General features: G+C 70.4%; 13 protein-coding genes. 3 read left to right on the top strand and 10 right to left on the bottom strand.

The window, feature by feature from the left end; translation table 11 throughout:
• Positions 1 to 96 precede the first annotated feature (96 nt).
• Together EDF31_RS16950 and EDF31_RS16945 are read left to right on the top strand one after the other, a co-directional pair.
• Positions 97 to 882 carry an IclR family transcriptional regulator gene (locus tag EDF31_RS16950; protein WP_131846993.1) on the top strand — a complete coding sequence of 262 codons (786 nt, stop codon included), beginning with the start codon at positions 97 to 99 and terminating at the stop codon, positions 880 to 882.
• A complete protein-coding gene (locus tag EDF31_RS16945) occupies positions 875 to 1,645 on the top strand; it encodes an IclR family transcriptional regulator (RefSeq protein ID WP_131846992.1) in 771 nt (256 codons plus the stop codon). Before EDF31_RS16950 ends, EDF31_RS16945 begins: the two co-directional genes overlap by 8 nt.
• A 53-nt stretch (positions 1,646 to 1,698) precedes the next feature.
• On the opposite strand, the gene EDF31_RS16940 is transcribed toward EDF31_RS16945, so the two are convergent.
• The 10 genes from EDF31_RS16940 to EDF31_RS16895 all read right to left on the bottom strand — a co-directional run bounded on the left by EDF31_RS16940 (position 1,699) and on the right by EDF31_RS16895 (position 13,859).
• The gene (locus EDF31_RS16940; RefSeq protein ID WP_131846991.1) at positions 1,699 to 3,204 is read right to left on the bottom strand and encodes an NAD-dependent succinate-semialdehyde dehydrogenase; all 1,506 of its coding nucleotides are present in this window, start codon (positions 3,202 to 3,204) and stop codon (positions 1,699 to 1,701) included.
• Positions 3,201 to 5,117, bottom strand: a complete 1,917-nt coding sequence (iolD, locus tag EDF31_RS16935; RefSeq protein ID WP_131846990.1) for a 3D-(3,5/4)-trihydroxycyclohexane-1,2-dione acylhydrolase (decyclizing) — start codon at positions 5,115 to 5,117, stop codon at positions 3,201 to 3,203. The genes EDF31_RS16940 and iolD overlap by 4 nt, the downstream gene beginning before the upstream one ends.
• Positions 5,118 to 5,141: 24 nt before the next feature.
• The gene (iolB, locus tag EDF31_RS16930) at positions 5,142 to 5,981 is read right to left on the bottom strand and encodes a 5-deoxy-glucuronate isomerase (protein WP_131846989.1); all 840 of its coding nucleotides are present in this window, start codon (positions 5,979 to 5,981) and stop codon (positions 5,142 to 5,144) included.
• A gap of 92 nt (positions 5,982 to 6,073) precedes the next feature.
• The gene (locus EDF31_RS16925) at positions 6,074 to 6,961 is read right to left on the bottom strand and encodes a sugar phosphate isomerase/epimerase (protein WP_131846988.1); all 888 of its coding nucleotides are present in this window, start codon (positions 6,959 to 6,961) and stop codon (positions 6,074 to 6,076) included.
• The gene (gene iolG / locus EDF31_RS16920; protein ID WP_131846987.1) at positions 6,958 to 7,968 is read right to left on the bottom strand and encodes an inositol 2-dehydrogenase; all 1,011 of its coding nucleotides are present in this window, start codon (positions 7,966 to 7,968) and stop codon (positions 6,958 to 6,960) included. Before iolG ends, EDF31_RS16925 begins: the two co-directional genes overlap by 4 nt.
• Positions 7,969 to 8,027: 59 nt before the next feature.
• Entirely contained in the window at positions 8,028 to 9,083 is a 1,056-nt protein-coding gene (locus EDF31_RS16915) for a Gfo/Idh/MocA family oxidoreductase (RefSeq protein ID WP_131846986.1), read from the bottom strand.
• Entirely contained in the window at positions 9,080 to 9,982 is a 903-nt protein-coding gene (locus tag EDF31_RS16910) for a sugar phosphate isomerase/epimerase (protein WP_131846985.1), read from the bottom strand. Before EDF31_RS16910 ends, EDF31_RS16915 begins: the two co-directional genes overlap by 4 nt.
• Positions 9,979 to 11,208, bottom strand: a complete 1,230-nt coding sequence (locus EDF31_RS16905; RefSeq protein WP_279387371.1) for a Gfo/Idh/MocA family oxidoreductase — start codon at positions 11,206 to 11,208, stop codon at positions 9,979 to 9,981. Before EDF31_RS16905 ends, EDF31_RS16910 begins: the two co-directional genes overlap by 4 nt.
• A gap of 119 nt (positions 11,209 to 11,327) precedes the next feature.
• The gene (locus tag EDF31_RS16900; protein ID WP_165901473.1) at positions 11,328 to 12,359 is read right to left on the bottom strand and encodes a LacI family DNA-binding transcriptional regulator; all 1,032 of its coding nucleotides are present in this window, start codon (positions 12,357 to 12,359) and stop codon (positions 11,328 to 11,330) included.
• 21 nt (positions 12,360 to 12,380) lie between these two features.
• Positions 12,381 to 13,859 carry a sugar porter family MFS transporter gene (locus tag EDF31_RS16895; protein WP_131846983.1) on the bottom strand — a complete coding sequence of 493 codons (1,479 nt, stop codon included), beginning with the start codon at positions 13,857 to 13,859 and terminating at the stop codon, positions 12,381 to 12,383.
• A 215-nt stretch (positions 13,860 to 14,074) separates the two neighbouring features.
• On the opposite strand from EDF31_RS16895, the gene EDF31_RS16890 reads away from it, so the two are divergent.
• On the top strand, positions 14,075 to 15,184 hold the full coding sequence (locus EDF31_RS16890) for a substrate-binding domain-containing protein (protein ID WP_131846982.1): 1,110 nt from the start codon (positions 14,075 to 14,077) through the stop codon (positions 15,182 to 15,184).
• Positions 15,185 to 15,252: the final 68 nt, after the last annotated feature.

Here is a 15,252-nt window from a genome sequence, read left to right as displayed (position 1 = left end):
CGGTGGTGCCACTAAACTATCACTCGGTGAACGGTGTGTCTACTGCGTGAGATTAAGTGGATTCGATCAGCAGGGTCGGCGTGGGAGGATGACGACATGGCAGACGGCGCCTCCGACGACGGCGGGATCGAGATCCTCAGCAAGGCCGGCGCGATCATCGACGCACTGGCCGACACCGAGGCGCTGACGGTGAGCGCGCTGGCGGATGCGGTCGGGGAACCCACGAGCTCGACCTACCGCCTGCTGCAGAGCCTCACCGCCATGGGCTGGGTCGACGCCGCCCCGGCACGCGGGACCTACCGGCTCGGGCTCGCCTGCATGCAGATCGGCGGCGTGTTGGAGGACTCGCTCGACGTGCGCGGGCTCGCACTGCCGCGGCTCCGCGAACTCCGGTCGAGCGTCGGCGTTGCCGCACTGCTCTGCTACCGCCGAGGGACGCGTGCCGTGTGCGTCGAACGCCTCGAGGGACACGACGTCCGCTCGGTGGCGATGCAGGTGGGCGACTCGCTGCCGCTCCACGTGGGCGGGGCACCCCGCGCACTCCTGGCGTTCCTGGCCGCCGGCGAACAGCACGCCGTGGTCGACGAACTCCTGGCGACGCCCGACCTGCCGTACGCCGTCCCACCCCGGAGCGAGCTGCAGACGGAGCTCGAGGCGACCCGGACGCGTGGCTACGCCCGGTCCGACCAGGACGTCACGATCGGCATCGCCGCCTTCGGCAGCCCCGTCTTCAACCACCGCGGCGAGCTGGTCGCCGCGGTGTCCATCAGCGGGCTCCGCGAACGGCTCGTCGACCGCGAGTCCGAGCTCGCGGAACTGGTGATGTCCACCGCCGCCGCGATCAGTGCGGACCTGGGGCACGACGGAGGTCGACGTGGCTGAGCGGAAACCGATGCGGGTGCTCGCCAACTCGATGGCGGTGGTCGAGGCCCTCGCCGAGCGCGGGGACCTCTCGCCCGCTGAACTCGCCGAGGCGACGGGCCTCCCCCGCCCGAGTGTCTACCGCTTCATCGACGGGCTCCGTGCCGTCGGCATGGCGACCACCACGGACGAGAACCGTGCACGCCTCAGCGTGAAGTGGTTGCACCTGGCCGACGCCGCACGGGACGCCATGACCGAGTGGTCCGGCGCCCGACGGATCCTCGACGCCCTGGCCGAGCGCACCGAGCAGACCGCGTTCCTGACCGTGCCACGCGGCGACGAGGCGGTGTGCGTCGACTGGGCGCCCGGCCGTGGCATCGGCGTCCTGACCCTGGCGCCCGGCCGTTCCCTGCCGCTGTACGCCGGCGGAGCCGGACGCCTCGTGCTCGCGTACACCCGCGACGTCGACGAGTACCTGGCCGACGGGCCCGAGCGCCGACCGCTGACGAGTGCGACCATCGTGGAAGCCGACGCGCTCCGCGAGGACGTCGAGCGCACGCGGTCCCAGGGGTACACGCTCTCACTCGACGACGCCACGATCGGGATCGGCGCGCTCGCGTTCCCCGTGCTCGGGGCCGACGGGGCGTTGCTCGGGTGCTTGTCGGTCGCCGGACGGTCGGTAGACGTCCGAGACCGACAGCAGGAGTTCACCGACGCCGCGCGCGCGGCCGTCGCGGAACTGACGAGCGGGGCCACCAGCGAACTGGCGACCCCGCTGTCCTGACGCGCACGCAGTGCCGTCGGCGGGCCCGGGCCGGGCCTGCGGTGGCGCGAGCGCTACCAGCTCACGGCGATGTACTGCGACTCCATGTACTCCAGGAGCCCCTCGGCGCCGCCCTCGCGACCGATGCCGGACTCCTTCATCCCGCCGAACGGCGCCGCCGGGTCGGACACCAGACCACGGTTCAGCCCGACCATGCCGGACTCGATCCGTCCGCTGACCCGCAGCCCACGCGCGAGGTCCTGCGTGTACACGTACGAGACCAGGCCGAACGGGGTCCCGTTCGCGAGCCGGACGGCGTCGTCCTCGGTGCGGAAGGTGACGACGGGCGCGACCGGCCCGAAGATCTCCTCCTTGAGGATGCGCGCGTGCTCCGGCACCCCGGTCAGGACGGTCGCGGGGTAGAACCAGCCGGGGCCGTCGGGGGACGCTCCGCCGGTCAGCACCGTGGCGCCGTCCTCCTTCGCGCCGTCGACGAGCCGGGCGATGTCGTCGCGGGCGGTCTCGTTCACCATCGGGCCGAGCTGGACCTGCGGGTCGAGGCCGTCGCCCGTCCGGAGCGCGCCCATCGCCTCGGCGAGACGTGCCGAGAACGCCTCGGCGATGCCCTCCTGCACGTAGAAGCGGTTCGCCGCGGTGCACGCTTCACCACCGTTCCGCATCTTGGCGATCATGGCGCCGGCGACCGCCTCGTCGAGGTCGGCGTCGTCGAAGACCACGAACGGCGCGTTGCCACCGAGCTCCATCGACGTGTTGACGACGGACTCCGCGGCGAGCTTCATGAGCTTCACGCCCACCTCGGTGGAGCCGGTGAACGAGAGCTTCCGGGCGCGCGGGTCGCGCACCATCTGCTCGACCACGGTGCCGGAGGACCGGCTCGGCAGCACGTTGAGGACCCCGGCCGGCAGTCCCGCCTCGGTGAAGAGTGCACCGATCGCGAGGGCCGTCAACGGGGTGTCGCTCGCGGGCTTCAAGACCGTCGTGCACCCGGCGGCGAGCGCCGGTCCGATCTTGCGGGTCGCCATCGCCGCGGGGAAGTTCCACGGGGTGACGAGGATCGCGATGCCGATCGGACGGTGCTCGACGAGGATCTTGTTCGTGCCACCCGGTGCGGTCTGCAGCGCACCCGGGATCCGGACGGCCTCTTCTGCGTACCAGCGGAGGAACTCGGCGGCGTACAGGACCTCGCCACGGGCGTCGGCGAAGACCTTGCCGTTCTCCGCCGTGATGAGCCGCGCGAACCAGTCGGCGCGCTCGACCATCAGGTCGTACGCCCGCGACAGCACCTCAGACCGTTTGCGGGGTGGGGTCGCGGCCCAGTCGGCAGCGGCGTCCGCCGCGGCGTCGACGGCCGCCTGGGCGTCGTTCCGGGTCCCGCTCGAGACGGTGGCGATGACGCGGCCGTCCACGGGGTCGTGGACGTCGAACGTCGCGCCGTCGGACGCTGCGCGTTCCACCCCGCCGATCAGGAGGCCCGTGGGGACCCCGGCGGTGATGATCGCCCGGTCGGTCGTCGAGTCCACGGCGTCGGTGGCGCCGCGGACGTCGGTCACGTCGGTCATGAGTGCTCCAGTTCTCGGACGCGGGGTGCGGACTGCGTCAGGTAGAGGCGCTGCTCGCGCTTGTGCTCGTCGTAGGTGGCGCGAGCGTCCTTCGTGCTGTCGAGCGTCGAGACCTCGGCGACCGGCACGTCCCACCAGGCGCCGGAGCCGCCGAAGCGGCCCTGGGCGTCGACGCGGACGTACACGACGCTGGTGCCGTCGTGTGCACGGGCCGCGTCGAGTGCGGAGCGGAAGGTGTCCGCGGTGTCGGCGGAGAAGACCTCGGCACCGTAGCTCGCCGCGTTGGCGACGAAATCGACCTCGAGCCGGCGGCCGTCGTGGCGGAGCGCCTCACCGCGCTCGTTGAAGCGGGTACCGAACGTCTGCGAGCCGAGGGTCTCGGACAGTGCGGCGATCGAGCCGTAGCCGAAGTTGTCGACGATGACGATGGTCATCTGCAGGTGCTCCTGCACCGCGGTCATGATCTCCTGCGACATCATCAGGTACGAGCCGTCACCGACCAGGACGTGCACGCGGCGCTCGGGTGCGGCGAGCTGTGCGCCCACGCCACCGGCGACCTCGTAGCCCATGCACGAGTTGCCGTACTCGATGTCGTAGCCCTTCGGGCTGCCCGGACGCCACAGGCGGTGCAGGTCGCCCGGCATCGAGCCGGCGGCGTTGACCACGACGTCGTCCGGCTCGGCCGAGGCGTTGAGGAGCCCGAGCATCTCGGCCTGGGACAGCGTCCGGCTGTCCTGGACCTCGATGATGCGGTCCACCTCGGCACGCCAGTCCGCGGCGGCCTGCTCGTTCGCGGCTACGACGTCGGCGTCGAGCGTGAAGCCGTCGAGCGCGGCACGGAGTTCGGCGAGCGTCTCGCGGGCGTCGCCGACCAGCGGGATGCCGGATTCCTTGAACGCGTCGATCTCGGCGACGTTGATGTTGACGAACGCCACGTCGGGGTTCTGGAACATGGTGTTCGAGGCCGTCGTGAAGTCGGTGTAGCGGGTCCCGATGCCGATGACCACGTCGGCGTCGTTCGCGATGGCGTTGGCGTACGCGGAGCCGGAGGAACCGAGCGCGCCGAGGGCGAGCCGGTGGTCCCACGGCATGCCGGCCTTGCCCGCCTGCGTCACACCGACGCCGATGCCGGTCGACTCGGCGAAGCGCACGAGCTCCCCGGTCGCCTCGGAGTACACGACGCCACCGCCGGCGATGACGACGGCCTTCTTCGCACCCTTGATGAGCTCGGCCGCACGCTGGATCGCCGCGGCGTCGGGACGGTTGCGGGCGACGTGCCAGACCCGCTCGGAGAACAGCGTCTCCGGGAAGTCGAACGCCTCGGCCTGCACGTCCTGCGGCAGGGCGATGGTGACGGCGCCGGTGTCGGCCGGGCTCGTCAGCACGCGCATCGCCTCGAGCAAGGCTGAGGCGAGCTGCTCCGGTCGGCTGATCCGGTCGAAGTACCGCGACACCGCACGGAACGAGTCGTTCGCGGTGACGTCCATCGCGTACGGGTGCTCCTGCTGCTGGAGCACCGCGCCGGTGGACCGGGTGGCGAAGGCGTCCGACGGGAAGAGCAGGACGGGGATGTGGTTCACCGTCGCGGTACCGGCACCGGTGACCATGTTGGTCGCGCCGGGCCCGATCGAGGTCGAGACGGCGAGCGCGCCGAGACGGTTCTTCGTCTTCGCGTAGCCGGTCGCGATGTGGACCATGCCCTGCTCGTTGCGGCCCTGGTAGTAGGGGAACACGTCCTGGTACTGCAGGAGCGCCTGTCCGAGCCCGGCGACGTTGCCGTGGCCGAAGATGCCGAACGCGCCGCCGAAGAACGGCTGCGTCACCCCGTCACGTTCGACGTGCTGGGCCTGCATGAACTCGACGATCGCCTGGCCCACCGTGAGGCGGCGGGTCGGCTGAGGGTGTTGCACCATTGCGAACTTCCTTTTCGTGGTGGGTCAGGGGCGGACGGGGACGAACGGCACACGCGGATCGGTGCCGAGGGCTTCCCACCTGGCGCGGGCCGGGGCGAGCGCGGGGTCCTCTGCGGCCTGCAGGGTGCGCTTCAGCGCCGGGCCGGCGAGGACGTTGAGGTAGTAGAGGTCCTGGTCGTGGGCGGCCACGGTGGTGTGGTACCCCCAGGGGATGAGGCAGATGTCGCCGTCGCGGACGGGGACGTCGAGGTCGAAGTCGCGCTCCGGGCTGTAGACCCGCTGCAGCGCCCAGCCGTTCTCCGGGTCGCGGAGGCGGTAGTAGTAGACCTCCTCCAGCTGCGCTTCGCCGTCGACGTCGTGCTCGTGCTTGTGCGGCGGGAAGCTCGACCAGTTGCCGCCCGGGGTCCACACCTCGACGATGTGCAGGCGGTCGGCCGGGAAGTCGGGTGACATCGGCGTGGAGACCTGCCGCGTCGCGTTGCCGGCACCACGGGTGGCGGATCCGACGTCGTCCGGCGTGACCAGGACGACCTCGTGCTGCTCGGTGGCCGGCGCGGTCGCGATGGCCAGTTCGGCTCCGGGGGTGGCGGTGATCGTCACCGCGGTGTCGCGCGGGACGGAGAGCGTGTGCCCGAGTCCGTCGAAGACCGTGTCCCGGCCACCGAGGCGGTACTCCTCGCCGGCGACCGTGAGGACGAGGTCGCCGTGCAGGTTCACGAACGCCCGCTCGTTGCCGTCGGCGGGCAGCTCGACCGTCTCGCCGTCGCCGAAGGTCTTCACCTGGAAGGTGATGAACTCCCAACCGGCGATCTCCGGGGTGATGACGTCCCATGCGCCGTGCTTGAGCACCTGCGGGTCGACCATGTTGTGATCCTCTCTGCGTCGTTGCGTTCGGATGGAAAGAGCATACCGCTTTTCTCGCTGGCCGGACGAATCGTCCGCTGTGAGAAAAGTGCTCAGGCGAGGCGGAGACCGGCTTCAGCGAGCCGGATGCACCGCAGGGTGGTGTCGCGTGCGGCGTCCAGGGCGTCGGCCAGCGACTTCGCGCGGTGCTCGATCGAGAGCATCTCGACGCCCCACGGGCCGGACCAGCCGACCTCGGCCATCGTGCGGAAGAAGCCGACGACGTCCTGCGCACCCTCGCCCGGGTAGCGCCGGTTGTCCCGGGTGTCCTCGAACAGGGTGCGGCCGGCCTCGGGCAGGGCGTCCGCGTCGTTCACCTCGACCCCGACGACCGTCGCGGGGTCCAGGGTGCGGCGGAGCTCGTCGAGCGAGGTCCCGGCGCGGAAGACGTGCCAGGAGTCGACGACCAGGCCGGCGTGCGGATGGTCCACCGCCCTGACCAGTTCGGATCCCTGCGGCAGCGAGGAGATCCCGGCGAAGGGCAGCGGCTCGAGCGCGAGTCGCGTGCCGATCGCCGCGGCCTCGTCGGCCAGCCGGCGGAACGGTCCGACGTAGGGCTCGACCGAGGCGACCGTCGGCGCCGGTGGCGGCGCGATCTTCACCATCGGGCTGTCGAAGGCCTGCGCGGCGTCGCGGAGCAGGTCCCATCGGGCACGCCACGGCGCGTCCGACGGGTCGCGCCACCAGTCCTTGACGAGTTCGACCTCGAGGTGACCGATGCCGAGGCGGTCGGCGTGGGCCCGGAGCGCGTCGAACCCGATCGTGTCCCGGACGACCTCGAGGTCGTCGACGACGAACCCGAGCCCGGTGAACCCGGCGTCCGCCGTGGCACTGACCCGGTCCCGTGCCGAGAACGAGCTGCGCTCCGACGGGCCGTCCGGCACCGCGGTCCCCGACGTCGTCCAGCAGGTGGCGACGAGGTCGTGGCTGATCCCGGTCATCGCGACAGGTCGACCGTGACCGATCCGCCCGTGCGGGCCGATCGGTCGGCGGCGTCGGCGAGGACGAGCGCGGCGCGGCCGTCCTCGAACCCGGGGCTGCGGGAGGGTTCACCCCGAACCGCCTTCAGGAACTCGACGACCTCGAGCCGGTACGCCTCGGCGTACCGCTGCAGGAAGAAGTTCTGGTACGGCTCCAGTGCCTCGACGGCACCGGCACCCCAGTGCCGGACGAGGGTGTCGGTCTGGTTGCCGACCTGCAGGAGCCCCTCGGACCCGAACACCTCGAAGCGCTGGTCATACCCGTACGCCGCGTGCCGCGAGTTCGTGATCACCACGAGCTCGTCGCCCGCACCGCGGAGCGTGACGACCGCGGAGTCGAAGTCGCCGAGCTCGCGGGCCGTCGCACTGAACGTGTTCGCGCCGCGGGCGGTCACCTCGACGATGTCCGGCACGAAGAAGCGCGCCATGTCGAGGTCGTGGATCGTCATGTCGCGGAAGATCCCGCCGGACGACGCCAGGTACCCGGCCGGTGGCTCAGCGGGGTCGCGGCTCGTGATGAGGACCTGCTCCAGCGTGCCGATCTCCCCCGCGCTCACCCGGCGGTGCAGTTCGGCGAAGTGTCGGTCGAACCGCCGGTTGAAGCCGAGCACGATCGGGACGGTGGCCGCCGCGGCCTTCGCGCGGAGCCGGTCGACCCGCTCGAGGTCGAGGTCGATGGGCTTCTCGCAGAGCACCGGGACGCCCGCGTCGATCGCGGCGTCGATGAGGTCGACGTGGGTGGCGGTCGGTGCCGCGATGATGACCGCGTCGACCTCCCCCGAGGCGAAGACCTCGGCCGGGTCGGTGCTGACCTTGCCGCCGTACTCGGCGGCCGTTCGCTCGGCGCCCTCGACGAAGGGGTCGCAGACCCACGCGAGCTCCGCGTCCTCGATGGCGGCCACGCTCATGGCGTGGACCTGTCCGATGCGCCCGGTGCCGAAGAGGCCGATCCGGATCTGTTGCGTCATTGCAATCTCCAGGTGGTGGTGGTCCGCGTGGTCTACGCGGTGGTGGTGGTCCGCGTGGTCTACGCGGTGGTGGTGGTCCGCGTGGTCGACGCGGTACTGCGTGGTCGCACGGGACGACCGGTGTGGAACGACTCAGCAGCCGCTTCGGCGAGCGCCGTGGCGACGAGCCCGGCCGCGGGCGGGGTGAGACTCTCCGACTCGCCACGGATCATCCGCACGAAGTGCGCGATCTCCTCTTCGAACGCCGGGACGAACCGGTCGCCGAAGGTGTCGTACGGGTTCGCCGGGGCGACGCCGCCGGGCTCGGTCGACGTGATCGGCGTGCGCGGTCCGTAGCCCGCGCCGAACGCGCCGTTCGTGCCGGTGACCTCGAGCCGGACGTCCTGGCCGGCGCCGCTCCGGCGGAGCGCTCCGATGCTGCCGACGGCACCCGACGCGAACCGCAGGGTCACCATCGCCGTGTCGGTGTCCTGGTGGTCGCCGTACACGGGCTCGTCCAGGACGGACCCGATCATCGAGATCTCGACGACGGGGTCGCCGACGACCCACGGGATGATGTCGAAGTCGTGGACGAGCAGGTCGAGCCACATGCCGTGCGATTGCGGGATGTAGTCCACCGGCAGGGCGTGGTGGTCGTTCTCCGTCGCCTGCACGAGTCGCAGCGTGCCGACGTCACCGTCGAGGACGTGCTGCCGCAACCGCTGGTACCCCGGGTCGTAGCGGCGGTGGAACGCGACCATGATCGGGGTCCCCGTCGCGTCGAGGTCGCGGGAGAGCTCGGTGAGCTCGTCCACGCCGAGCGCGAGGGGCTTCTCGATCAGGAGCGGGGTGTGCGAGTCCGCGACGACGCGGGCCAGGTCGGCGTGGGTGTCCGTCGCCGACGCGACGAGGACACCGTCGAGCGAGGGCAGGACGTCCGTGAGCGGATCGACGGTGGTCGACACCGACGCCCAGCCGGTCTCGGCCCCGCGTTGCTCGTCGAGCCGGGTGCGCACGCCCTCGGTCCGGCCGGCGTCGCGGCCGATCAGCACGACCTCGTCGACGCCCGGGGTCCTGGCGAGGTTCCGAGCGTGCATCGCTCCGATGCGGCCGAGGCCGGCGACGCCGACCCTCACCGGGTGACCTCGGCGGCCTCGAGCTCGGCGACGAGGGCACGGACGAAATCGACGCTCGCACGGGCGTCCTCGATCGGGCCGGTGCCGGGAGCGGGCTCGTCGAGCACGACCTTGTCCTGCTCGAGGACGATCCAGCCGTCGAAGCCGGCCTCGACCATGCTCGTCAGGATCGCGCGGATGTCCACGTCGCCCTGTCCGACCGGCCGGTAGAGCAGGTCGGCCTTGATCGCGTCGAAGTAGCTGATCTCGCCGTCCGCCACGCACTGCGCACCCTCGAGGGACACGTCCTTGAGGTGCATGTACGCGATGCGGTCGCTGTGCTCGGCGGCGAAGCGGACGGGGTCCGTGCCACCGAGGAACAGGTGCCCGGTGTCGAAGCAGAACGGGATCGTCGAGCCGGCGAGCACGGCGTCGACGTCGTCCTTCGTCTCGACGACGGTCCCGACGTGCGGGTGCAGGGTCGCCGTGACGCCGACCGCGGCCGCAGCCTCGGTGATCCGGTCGAGGTTGGTGAACAGCGTCGCCCACTGCTCGTCGGTGAGCGGCTCGCGCTGGGCGTCGTAGCCGGTCTGCTCGCTGTCCGCGCAGACCACGAGCACGGTCGCTCCGGAGGCCGCGTAGTCGGCGAGTTCCTGTTCGATCCGGGGCAGCGGGTCGGTGCCGGGCTGGTGTGCGATGACCGGCACGAAGCTGCCGATCGCCGTCATGCCGAACTCGGCGAGCCGGGCCGCCTTGTCCTCGGGCGCCGGGGGCAGGAACCCCTGGGCGCCGAGCTCGGTGGCCTCGAAGCCGAGGGACGTCATCTCGGCGAGGACGCGCTCCGGCGGCAGCTGGTGGCCCCAGCCGTCGACCTCGCTGACACCCCAGGAGATCGGTGCGGTCGCGATGCGGAGGCTCATGCGCGCACCCCGTCGATCTCGGCTGCGACGGCGCTGGTGTTGGCGGTGGTGCCCGGTTCGACGGGCAGGTCGACCCACAGACCCGACTCCGCCGATTCCTCGGCGGCGCTCAGCACGCGGGCCGAGGCGACGGCGTCGTGGATGTTCGATCCGGTGGCCTCGCCGCCGGTGGCCGCGGTGAGGAACTTCGCCGCCTCGATCACCTTGAGGTCGTCGTAGCCCATGCTCGTGCCGGAGCTCGGCTGGAACCGGGAGTAGTCGGGGAAGTACCCGTCGGCGAACGCGCGGGTGTAGCCGACGTGCTGCCCGGTGCGGGCGAGGGCCACCTCGAGCTCGTTGAGCCGCTCGAAGTCCCAGCGGACCGACCCCTCGGTGCCGAAGATCTCGAACGCGTACTCAGAACGCGGACCGACGGCGATGCGGGAGGCCTCGAGGTTGCCGATCGCGCCCGCGCCCACGGCGGAGTCGCCGAATCGGACGAGCATCGTGGCGTAGTCCTCGTTCTCGACGGGCAGCAGCTTGCCGGCGTCGGGCGTGCCGGGCAGCCCGGGGCGCTCGGTCAGGTAGGTGCCGGTCGCAGCCGAGATCGAGCCGATCGGGCCGAGGACGTAGTGCATGAGGTCGACGAGGTGCCCCATCAGGTCACCGAGGACCCCGCTGCCCGAGGTCGCCCGGACGAAGCGCCACGTCAGCGGGTCCGCCGGGTTCGAGGAGAAGCCGCCGAAGAACCGGCCACGGACGTTCGTGATCCGGCCGAGGGCACCGTCGAGGACGAGCTGGCGTGCGTGCTGCACGGCCGGGACGTGCCGGTAGTTGAAGCCGATCGTGGTGGCGACACCGGCGGCGTCGGCGGCTGCGGCGACGGCTTCGGTCTCGGAGGCCCCGCGGCCGACGGGCTTCTCGATCCAGAACGGCTTGCCGGCCTCGGCCGCGGCGATGCCGATCTCGGCGTGCAGCGAGTTCGGAGCGCAGATCGACACGACGTCGACCTCGGGGTCGTTCAGGACCTCGCGGTAGTCGGAGACGACCTTCTCGTAGCCGAGGACGTCCTTCGCGTAGTCGCGACCGGCCGGTGCCACGTCGGCGGCGACGACGAGGCGGGGACGGATCCCGAGCTCCGGGTAGACGAGTGGGAGGAGGGCGTAGGAGCGCGAGTGGAGGCGCCCCATCCAGCCGACACTGATGAGCCCGACTCCGACCGAGCGGGGTGCGCTGTTCTCTGCCACGGGTGCTCCTTTGCTTCCTGGCGAGGATTTTGAACCGGTCCAAAATCTGGACCGGTTCAATGTACGACCGCGGTTTCGCCGGTGTCAACCTCGGCGCATCACGCGCCGGTCGCGCACTGTCAGTCGCGCGGCACCGATGACGACCTGACGCGGAGCGTCGGCGCGATGAGCACCTCGCCGGGGTTCTCCTCCGAGAGCAGGAGTTCCGCGGCACGCCGCCCGATCGCAGCGTTGTCCGGGTCGACGGACGTCAGGTCCACTGCCCCGAGCGCCGCCAGGTACGTGTTGTCGTACCCGGTGACCGCGACCGAGCCGGAGAGTCCGCGCTGCCGGACGGCCGCTGTCACGCCGATCGCGGCCAGGTCGTTCACGGCCGTGATCGCCGTCGGCGGTTCGTCCCGGTCGAGCAGCTCGAGGGCCGCTCGGTAGCCGGCGGCCTCGGAGAAGTCGCTCTCGGCAACCAGCCCCCCGTCCAGCGCCCCGTCGAGCCCGTGTTCATGGACCGCGGCACGGAAGGCCTCCGCCCGTCCGGTGGCGACGCGACCCCCGGCTCCGCCCACGTGCCCGATGCGCCGGTGCCCGATGTCGACCAGGTGGTCGACGACGAGCCGGATCCCGACCTCGTCGTCCCCCCGGACCGTGGCCGCTCCCGCGAGTCGACCGGGTCGGGCACTGGCGATCACGATGCGTGCGGCACCCATCACCTGCACCACCCGGTCCATGGTGGGCACCGACCCGACGACGATGAGCCCCGACGGCTGCAGGTCCCCGAGCATGGCGACCGCATCGAGGTCGAGGCGCGGGCGTGAGGAACCGTTCGGCAGCACCGCACTGGTCATCAGCCCGAGGCGACCGCCCGCCGCCAGGGAGACCCGCGCCGCGTCGACGACCTCGGCGAGCACGGGGTTCCGCGAGTCTGCGACCAGGATGCCGACGAAGTCATCCCGGGCACCGTTGAGCGAGCGCGCCACGCGGTTCGGCCGGAACCCCAGCGCGTCGGCGGCGTCGAGGATCCGTGCGCGCCGCTCCGGACTGACCGAAGCGGGCGAGCTGAACGCGAGCGAGACGAGCGACTTCGACACCCCGGCACGGTCGGCGACGTCCCGCATGGTCGCGCGCCGCGCCGCCGTGGTGGACCCGTCGTCAGCCATGCTCCACATCTTGCAGCACGGTCACCGCTCGTCGCGAACTGCCCGCTTCGCCTTGCCCTTGATCGTGTCGATGTAGATCGCGCCGGTCGTGACCTCCTCCTCGAGCCGCTCGAGCGACCAACCTCGGGTCTCCGGCACCTGCGTCACGATGAAGGCCAACGCGATCGCACCGATCACGGCGAACAGGAAGAACGTTCCGGTGATGCCGACGCCTTCGATGAGCGACGGCACGTAGAGCGCCAGGACACCGTTCATCAGCCAGCCGGCGAACGCCGCGATCCCGGTCCCGAGGCCGCGCATGTTGAGCGGGAAGATCTCGGCCAACCACACCCAGACCGCGATGTTGAGGCATGACTGCATCGACAGCACGAAGGCGCAGATCAAGAACAGGAGCACGTAGGGGCGGATCGGGTTGCCGTCCGGGATGACCAGGGACGAGACGCCGATCAGGATGTGGCAGGTGGTCGTCAGGGAGAGCCCGAGGATGAACGTCTTCCGGCGGTCGACGCGGTCCATGTTCCGGAGGGCGATGAGCCCGCCGACGACGGCGAGGATGCCCGGGGCGATGTTCGCGATCAGAGCGGCGTTCGCCCCGAACCCGGACTCGATCAGGATGCGCTGGCCGTAGTACATGATCGAGTTGATCCCGGTGACCTGCTGGGCGATGGCGACGCCGCACCCGATCAGGACGATGCGGATGAGCCAACGACTGGAGAGCAGGGCCTTCAGACCGTTCAGGCGGGTCTCGCTCGGCTCCTCGGCCGTCACGCGACGGATCTCCTCGAGTTCGACCTCGGCGCGGCCCTCGTTGCGGACGGTCTTGAGGATCGCGAGCGCACGCTCGTCGTGACCGTGCTCGACGAGCCAGCGCGGGGACTCCGGCATCCGGAGCATGCCGATGAACAGTGCGGCGGCCGGGATCGCGCAGATGAAGAACATGACGCGCCACACGCCACCCTCGTCGCCGAGGATGATCCCGATGATCGCGTTGATGACGAACGCCGCGAGCTGCCCGCTGACGATCGCGAGCTCGTTGCGGCCGGTGATCATGCCGCGGATCTCGAGCGGCGCGAGTTCAGCCAGGTACACGGGGACGACGATCGACGCGGCTCCCACCGCCAGGCCGACGGCGATGCGCCCGGCAAGCAGCACCTCGAAGTTCGGCGAGAACACGGCGAGCAGCGTGCCGCAGAAGAAGAAGACCGCCATCGCGAGGATCGTGGAGCGCCGGCCGATGCGGTCGGACACCGGGCCCCCGATCAGCCCGCCAACGGCCGCGGCGAAGACGAGGGACGAGATCACGACGCCGAGCCCGATGTCGTCGAGCCCGAGCTGCGACTGGATCGAGATCTCGGCACCGTTGCTGACGCCGGTGTCGTAGCCGAACAGGAGCCCCCCGAGGCAGGCGACGACCGAGATGAGGCCGATCCGTTTCCGGTGCGGTCCCGTTGTCAAGGGAGGTAGTTCGAGCGCCTCGCGCGGTTGACCCTGTCCAGACATGTTGACTCCTTCGTCATCGACTCCCGCAGTTATCACTTCGCGGACGGACTGTTCACACGGTAGCAGGCGGCGGTTTTCGTCGCAGCCCGGCCAGTTCTCGATTTGGTGCTTGTGGAGGGGTGAGCGCGTGTCGTATCGTTCGGCGGACAAGTTGTTCGTTGGGTAGTAACCAGCGGATCCAGGCCACCAATGGAGGTGGCAGATGGAGGCCTTCAATGAAGAAAGTCGTCACACGAGCAGCGATCGCTGCCGCGTCAATCACGCTCCTCGCGGGGTCGCTCACCGCGTGCTCGAACGGATCCCAGGCATCGTCGTCGGGAGGCGGCGGATCCGCGACGAACGCGAAGATCGGGCTGCTGCTGCCCGACTCGGTCACGGCACGGTTCGCCAGTGCCGACCGTCCGCTCTTCACCGACCGCATCAAGGAGAAGTGCCCGGACTGCTCGGTGCTCTACCAGAATGCCGGCGGCGACGCGTCGAAGCAGCAACAGCAGGCCCAGGCGATGCTCACGCAGGGCGTCAAGGTGCTCGTCCTCGATGCGTTCGACGGCGAGGCAGCCGCCTCGATCGTCAGCTTGGCGAAGTCGAAGAACGTCCCGGTCATCTCGTACGACCGGCTGATCAACTCGGGCGATGTCAGCGCCTACATCTCCTTCGACAACAACAAGGTCGGCGAACTGCAGGCGACCGCGCTCGTCGACCGGATGAAGGACCTCGGCATCGCAGACGATGCGGGCGTCCTCGAGGTCAACGGCTCGCCGACTGACAACAACGCCTCCCAGTTCAAGGCCGGCGCGCAATCGGTGCTCTCCACCACCAGCTACGACGTCCTCGGCGAGTACGACACCCCCGGTTGGGACCCTGCCAAGGCGCAGAGCTGGGCGGCGGGCCAGATCTCCAAGGTCGGCGTCGACAACATCAAGGGGATCTACGCGGCGAACGACGACACCGCGGGCGGCGTGATCTCCGCGATGCAGGCGGCGGGCGCGACGGATCTCCCGCCCATCACCGGCCAGGATGCGACGCTCGCAGGACTGCAGCGGATCCTCGCCGGCAAGCAGTACATGACCGTCTACAAGGCGTTCAAGCCGGAGGCAGAGGGAGCGGCTGACCTGGCACTGGAACTCGCGGCGGGCAAGAAGGCCTCCACCACGAGCACCGTGAAGACCGCCAGCGGCAAGACCGTGCCGTCGGTGATCCTCACGCCGGTGGCCGTCACCGCGGACAACATCAAGGACACGGTCGTGAAGGACGGACTCTTCACCGCGAAGGACATCTGCACCACGCAGCTCGCCGACGCATGCACGAAGTACGGCATCAAGTGACCCGCAGGGAGGGGGACGCACTTCCGTCTCCCTCCCCTGAAGCCAAGGAGTCCCCCGTGACCATCGCG

The organism is Curtobacterium sp. PhB142 (assembly GCF_004341255.1).
Classification (GTDB): Bacteria; Actinomycetota; Actinomycetes; order Actinomycetales; family Microbacteriaceae; genus Curtobacterium.
Note: the sequence above shows the minus strand (reverse complement) of the source record. Positions and strands in the feature narration are given on the sequence as shown.

Excerpts from the sequence above, each read along its gene's own strand:
- EDF31_RS16950 (WP_131846993.1), top strand. The coding sequence starts at position 97 with ATGGCAGACGGCGCCTCCGACGACGGCGGGATCGAGATCCTCAGCAAG.
- EDF31_RS16940 (WP_131846991.1), bottom strand. The coding sequence starts at position 3,204 with ATGACCGACGTGACCGACGTCCGCGGCGCCACCGACGCCGTGGACTCG.
- iolD (WP_131846990.1), bottom strand. The coding sequence starts at position 5,117 with ATGGTGCAACACCCTCAGCCGACCCGCCGCCTCACGGTGGGCCAGGCG.
- iolB (WP_131846989.1), bottom strand. The coding sequence starts at position 5,981 with ATGGTCGACCCGCAGGTGCTCAAGCACGGCGCATGGGACGTCATCACC.
- EDF31_RS16925 (WP_131846988.1), bottom strand. The coding sequence starts at position 6,961 with ATGACCGGGATCAGCCACGACCTCGTCGCCACCTGCTGGACGACGTCG.
- iolG (WP_131846987.1), bottom strand. The coding sequence starts at position 7,968 with ATGACGCAACAGATCCGGATCGGCCTCTTCGGCACCGGGCGCATCGGA.
- EDF31_RS16910 (WP_131846985.1), bottom strand. The coding sequence starts at position 9,982 with ATGAGCCTCCGCATCGCGACCGCACCGATCTCCTGGGGTGTCAGCGAG.
- EDF31_RS16900 (WP_165901473.1), bottom strand. The coding sequence starts at position 12,359 with ATGGCTGACGACGGGTCCACCACGGCGGCGCGGCGCGCGACCATGCGG.
- EDF31_RS16895 (WP_131846983.1), bottom strand. The coding sequence starts at position 13,859 with ATGTCTGGACAGGGTCAACCGCGCGAGGCGCTCGAACTACCTCCCTTG.
- EDF31_RS16890 (WP_131846982.1), top strand. The coding sequence starts at position 14,075 with ATGAAGAAAGTCGTCACACGAGCAGCGATCGCTGCCGCGTCAATCACG.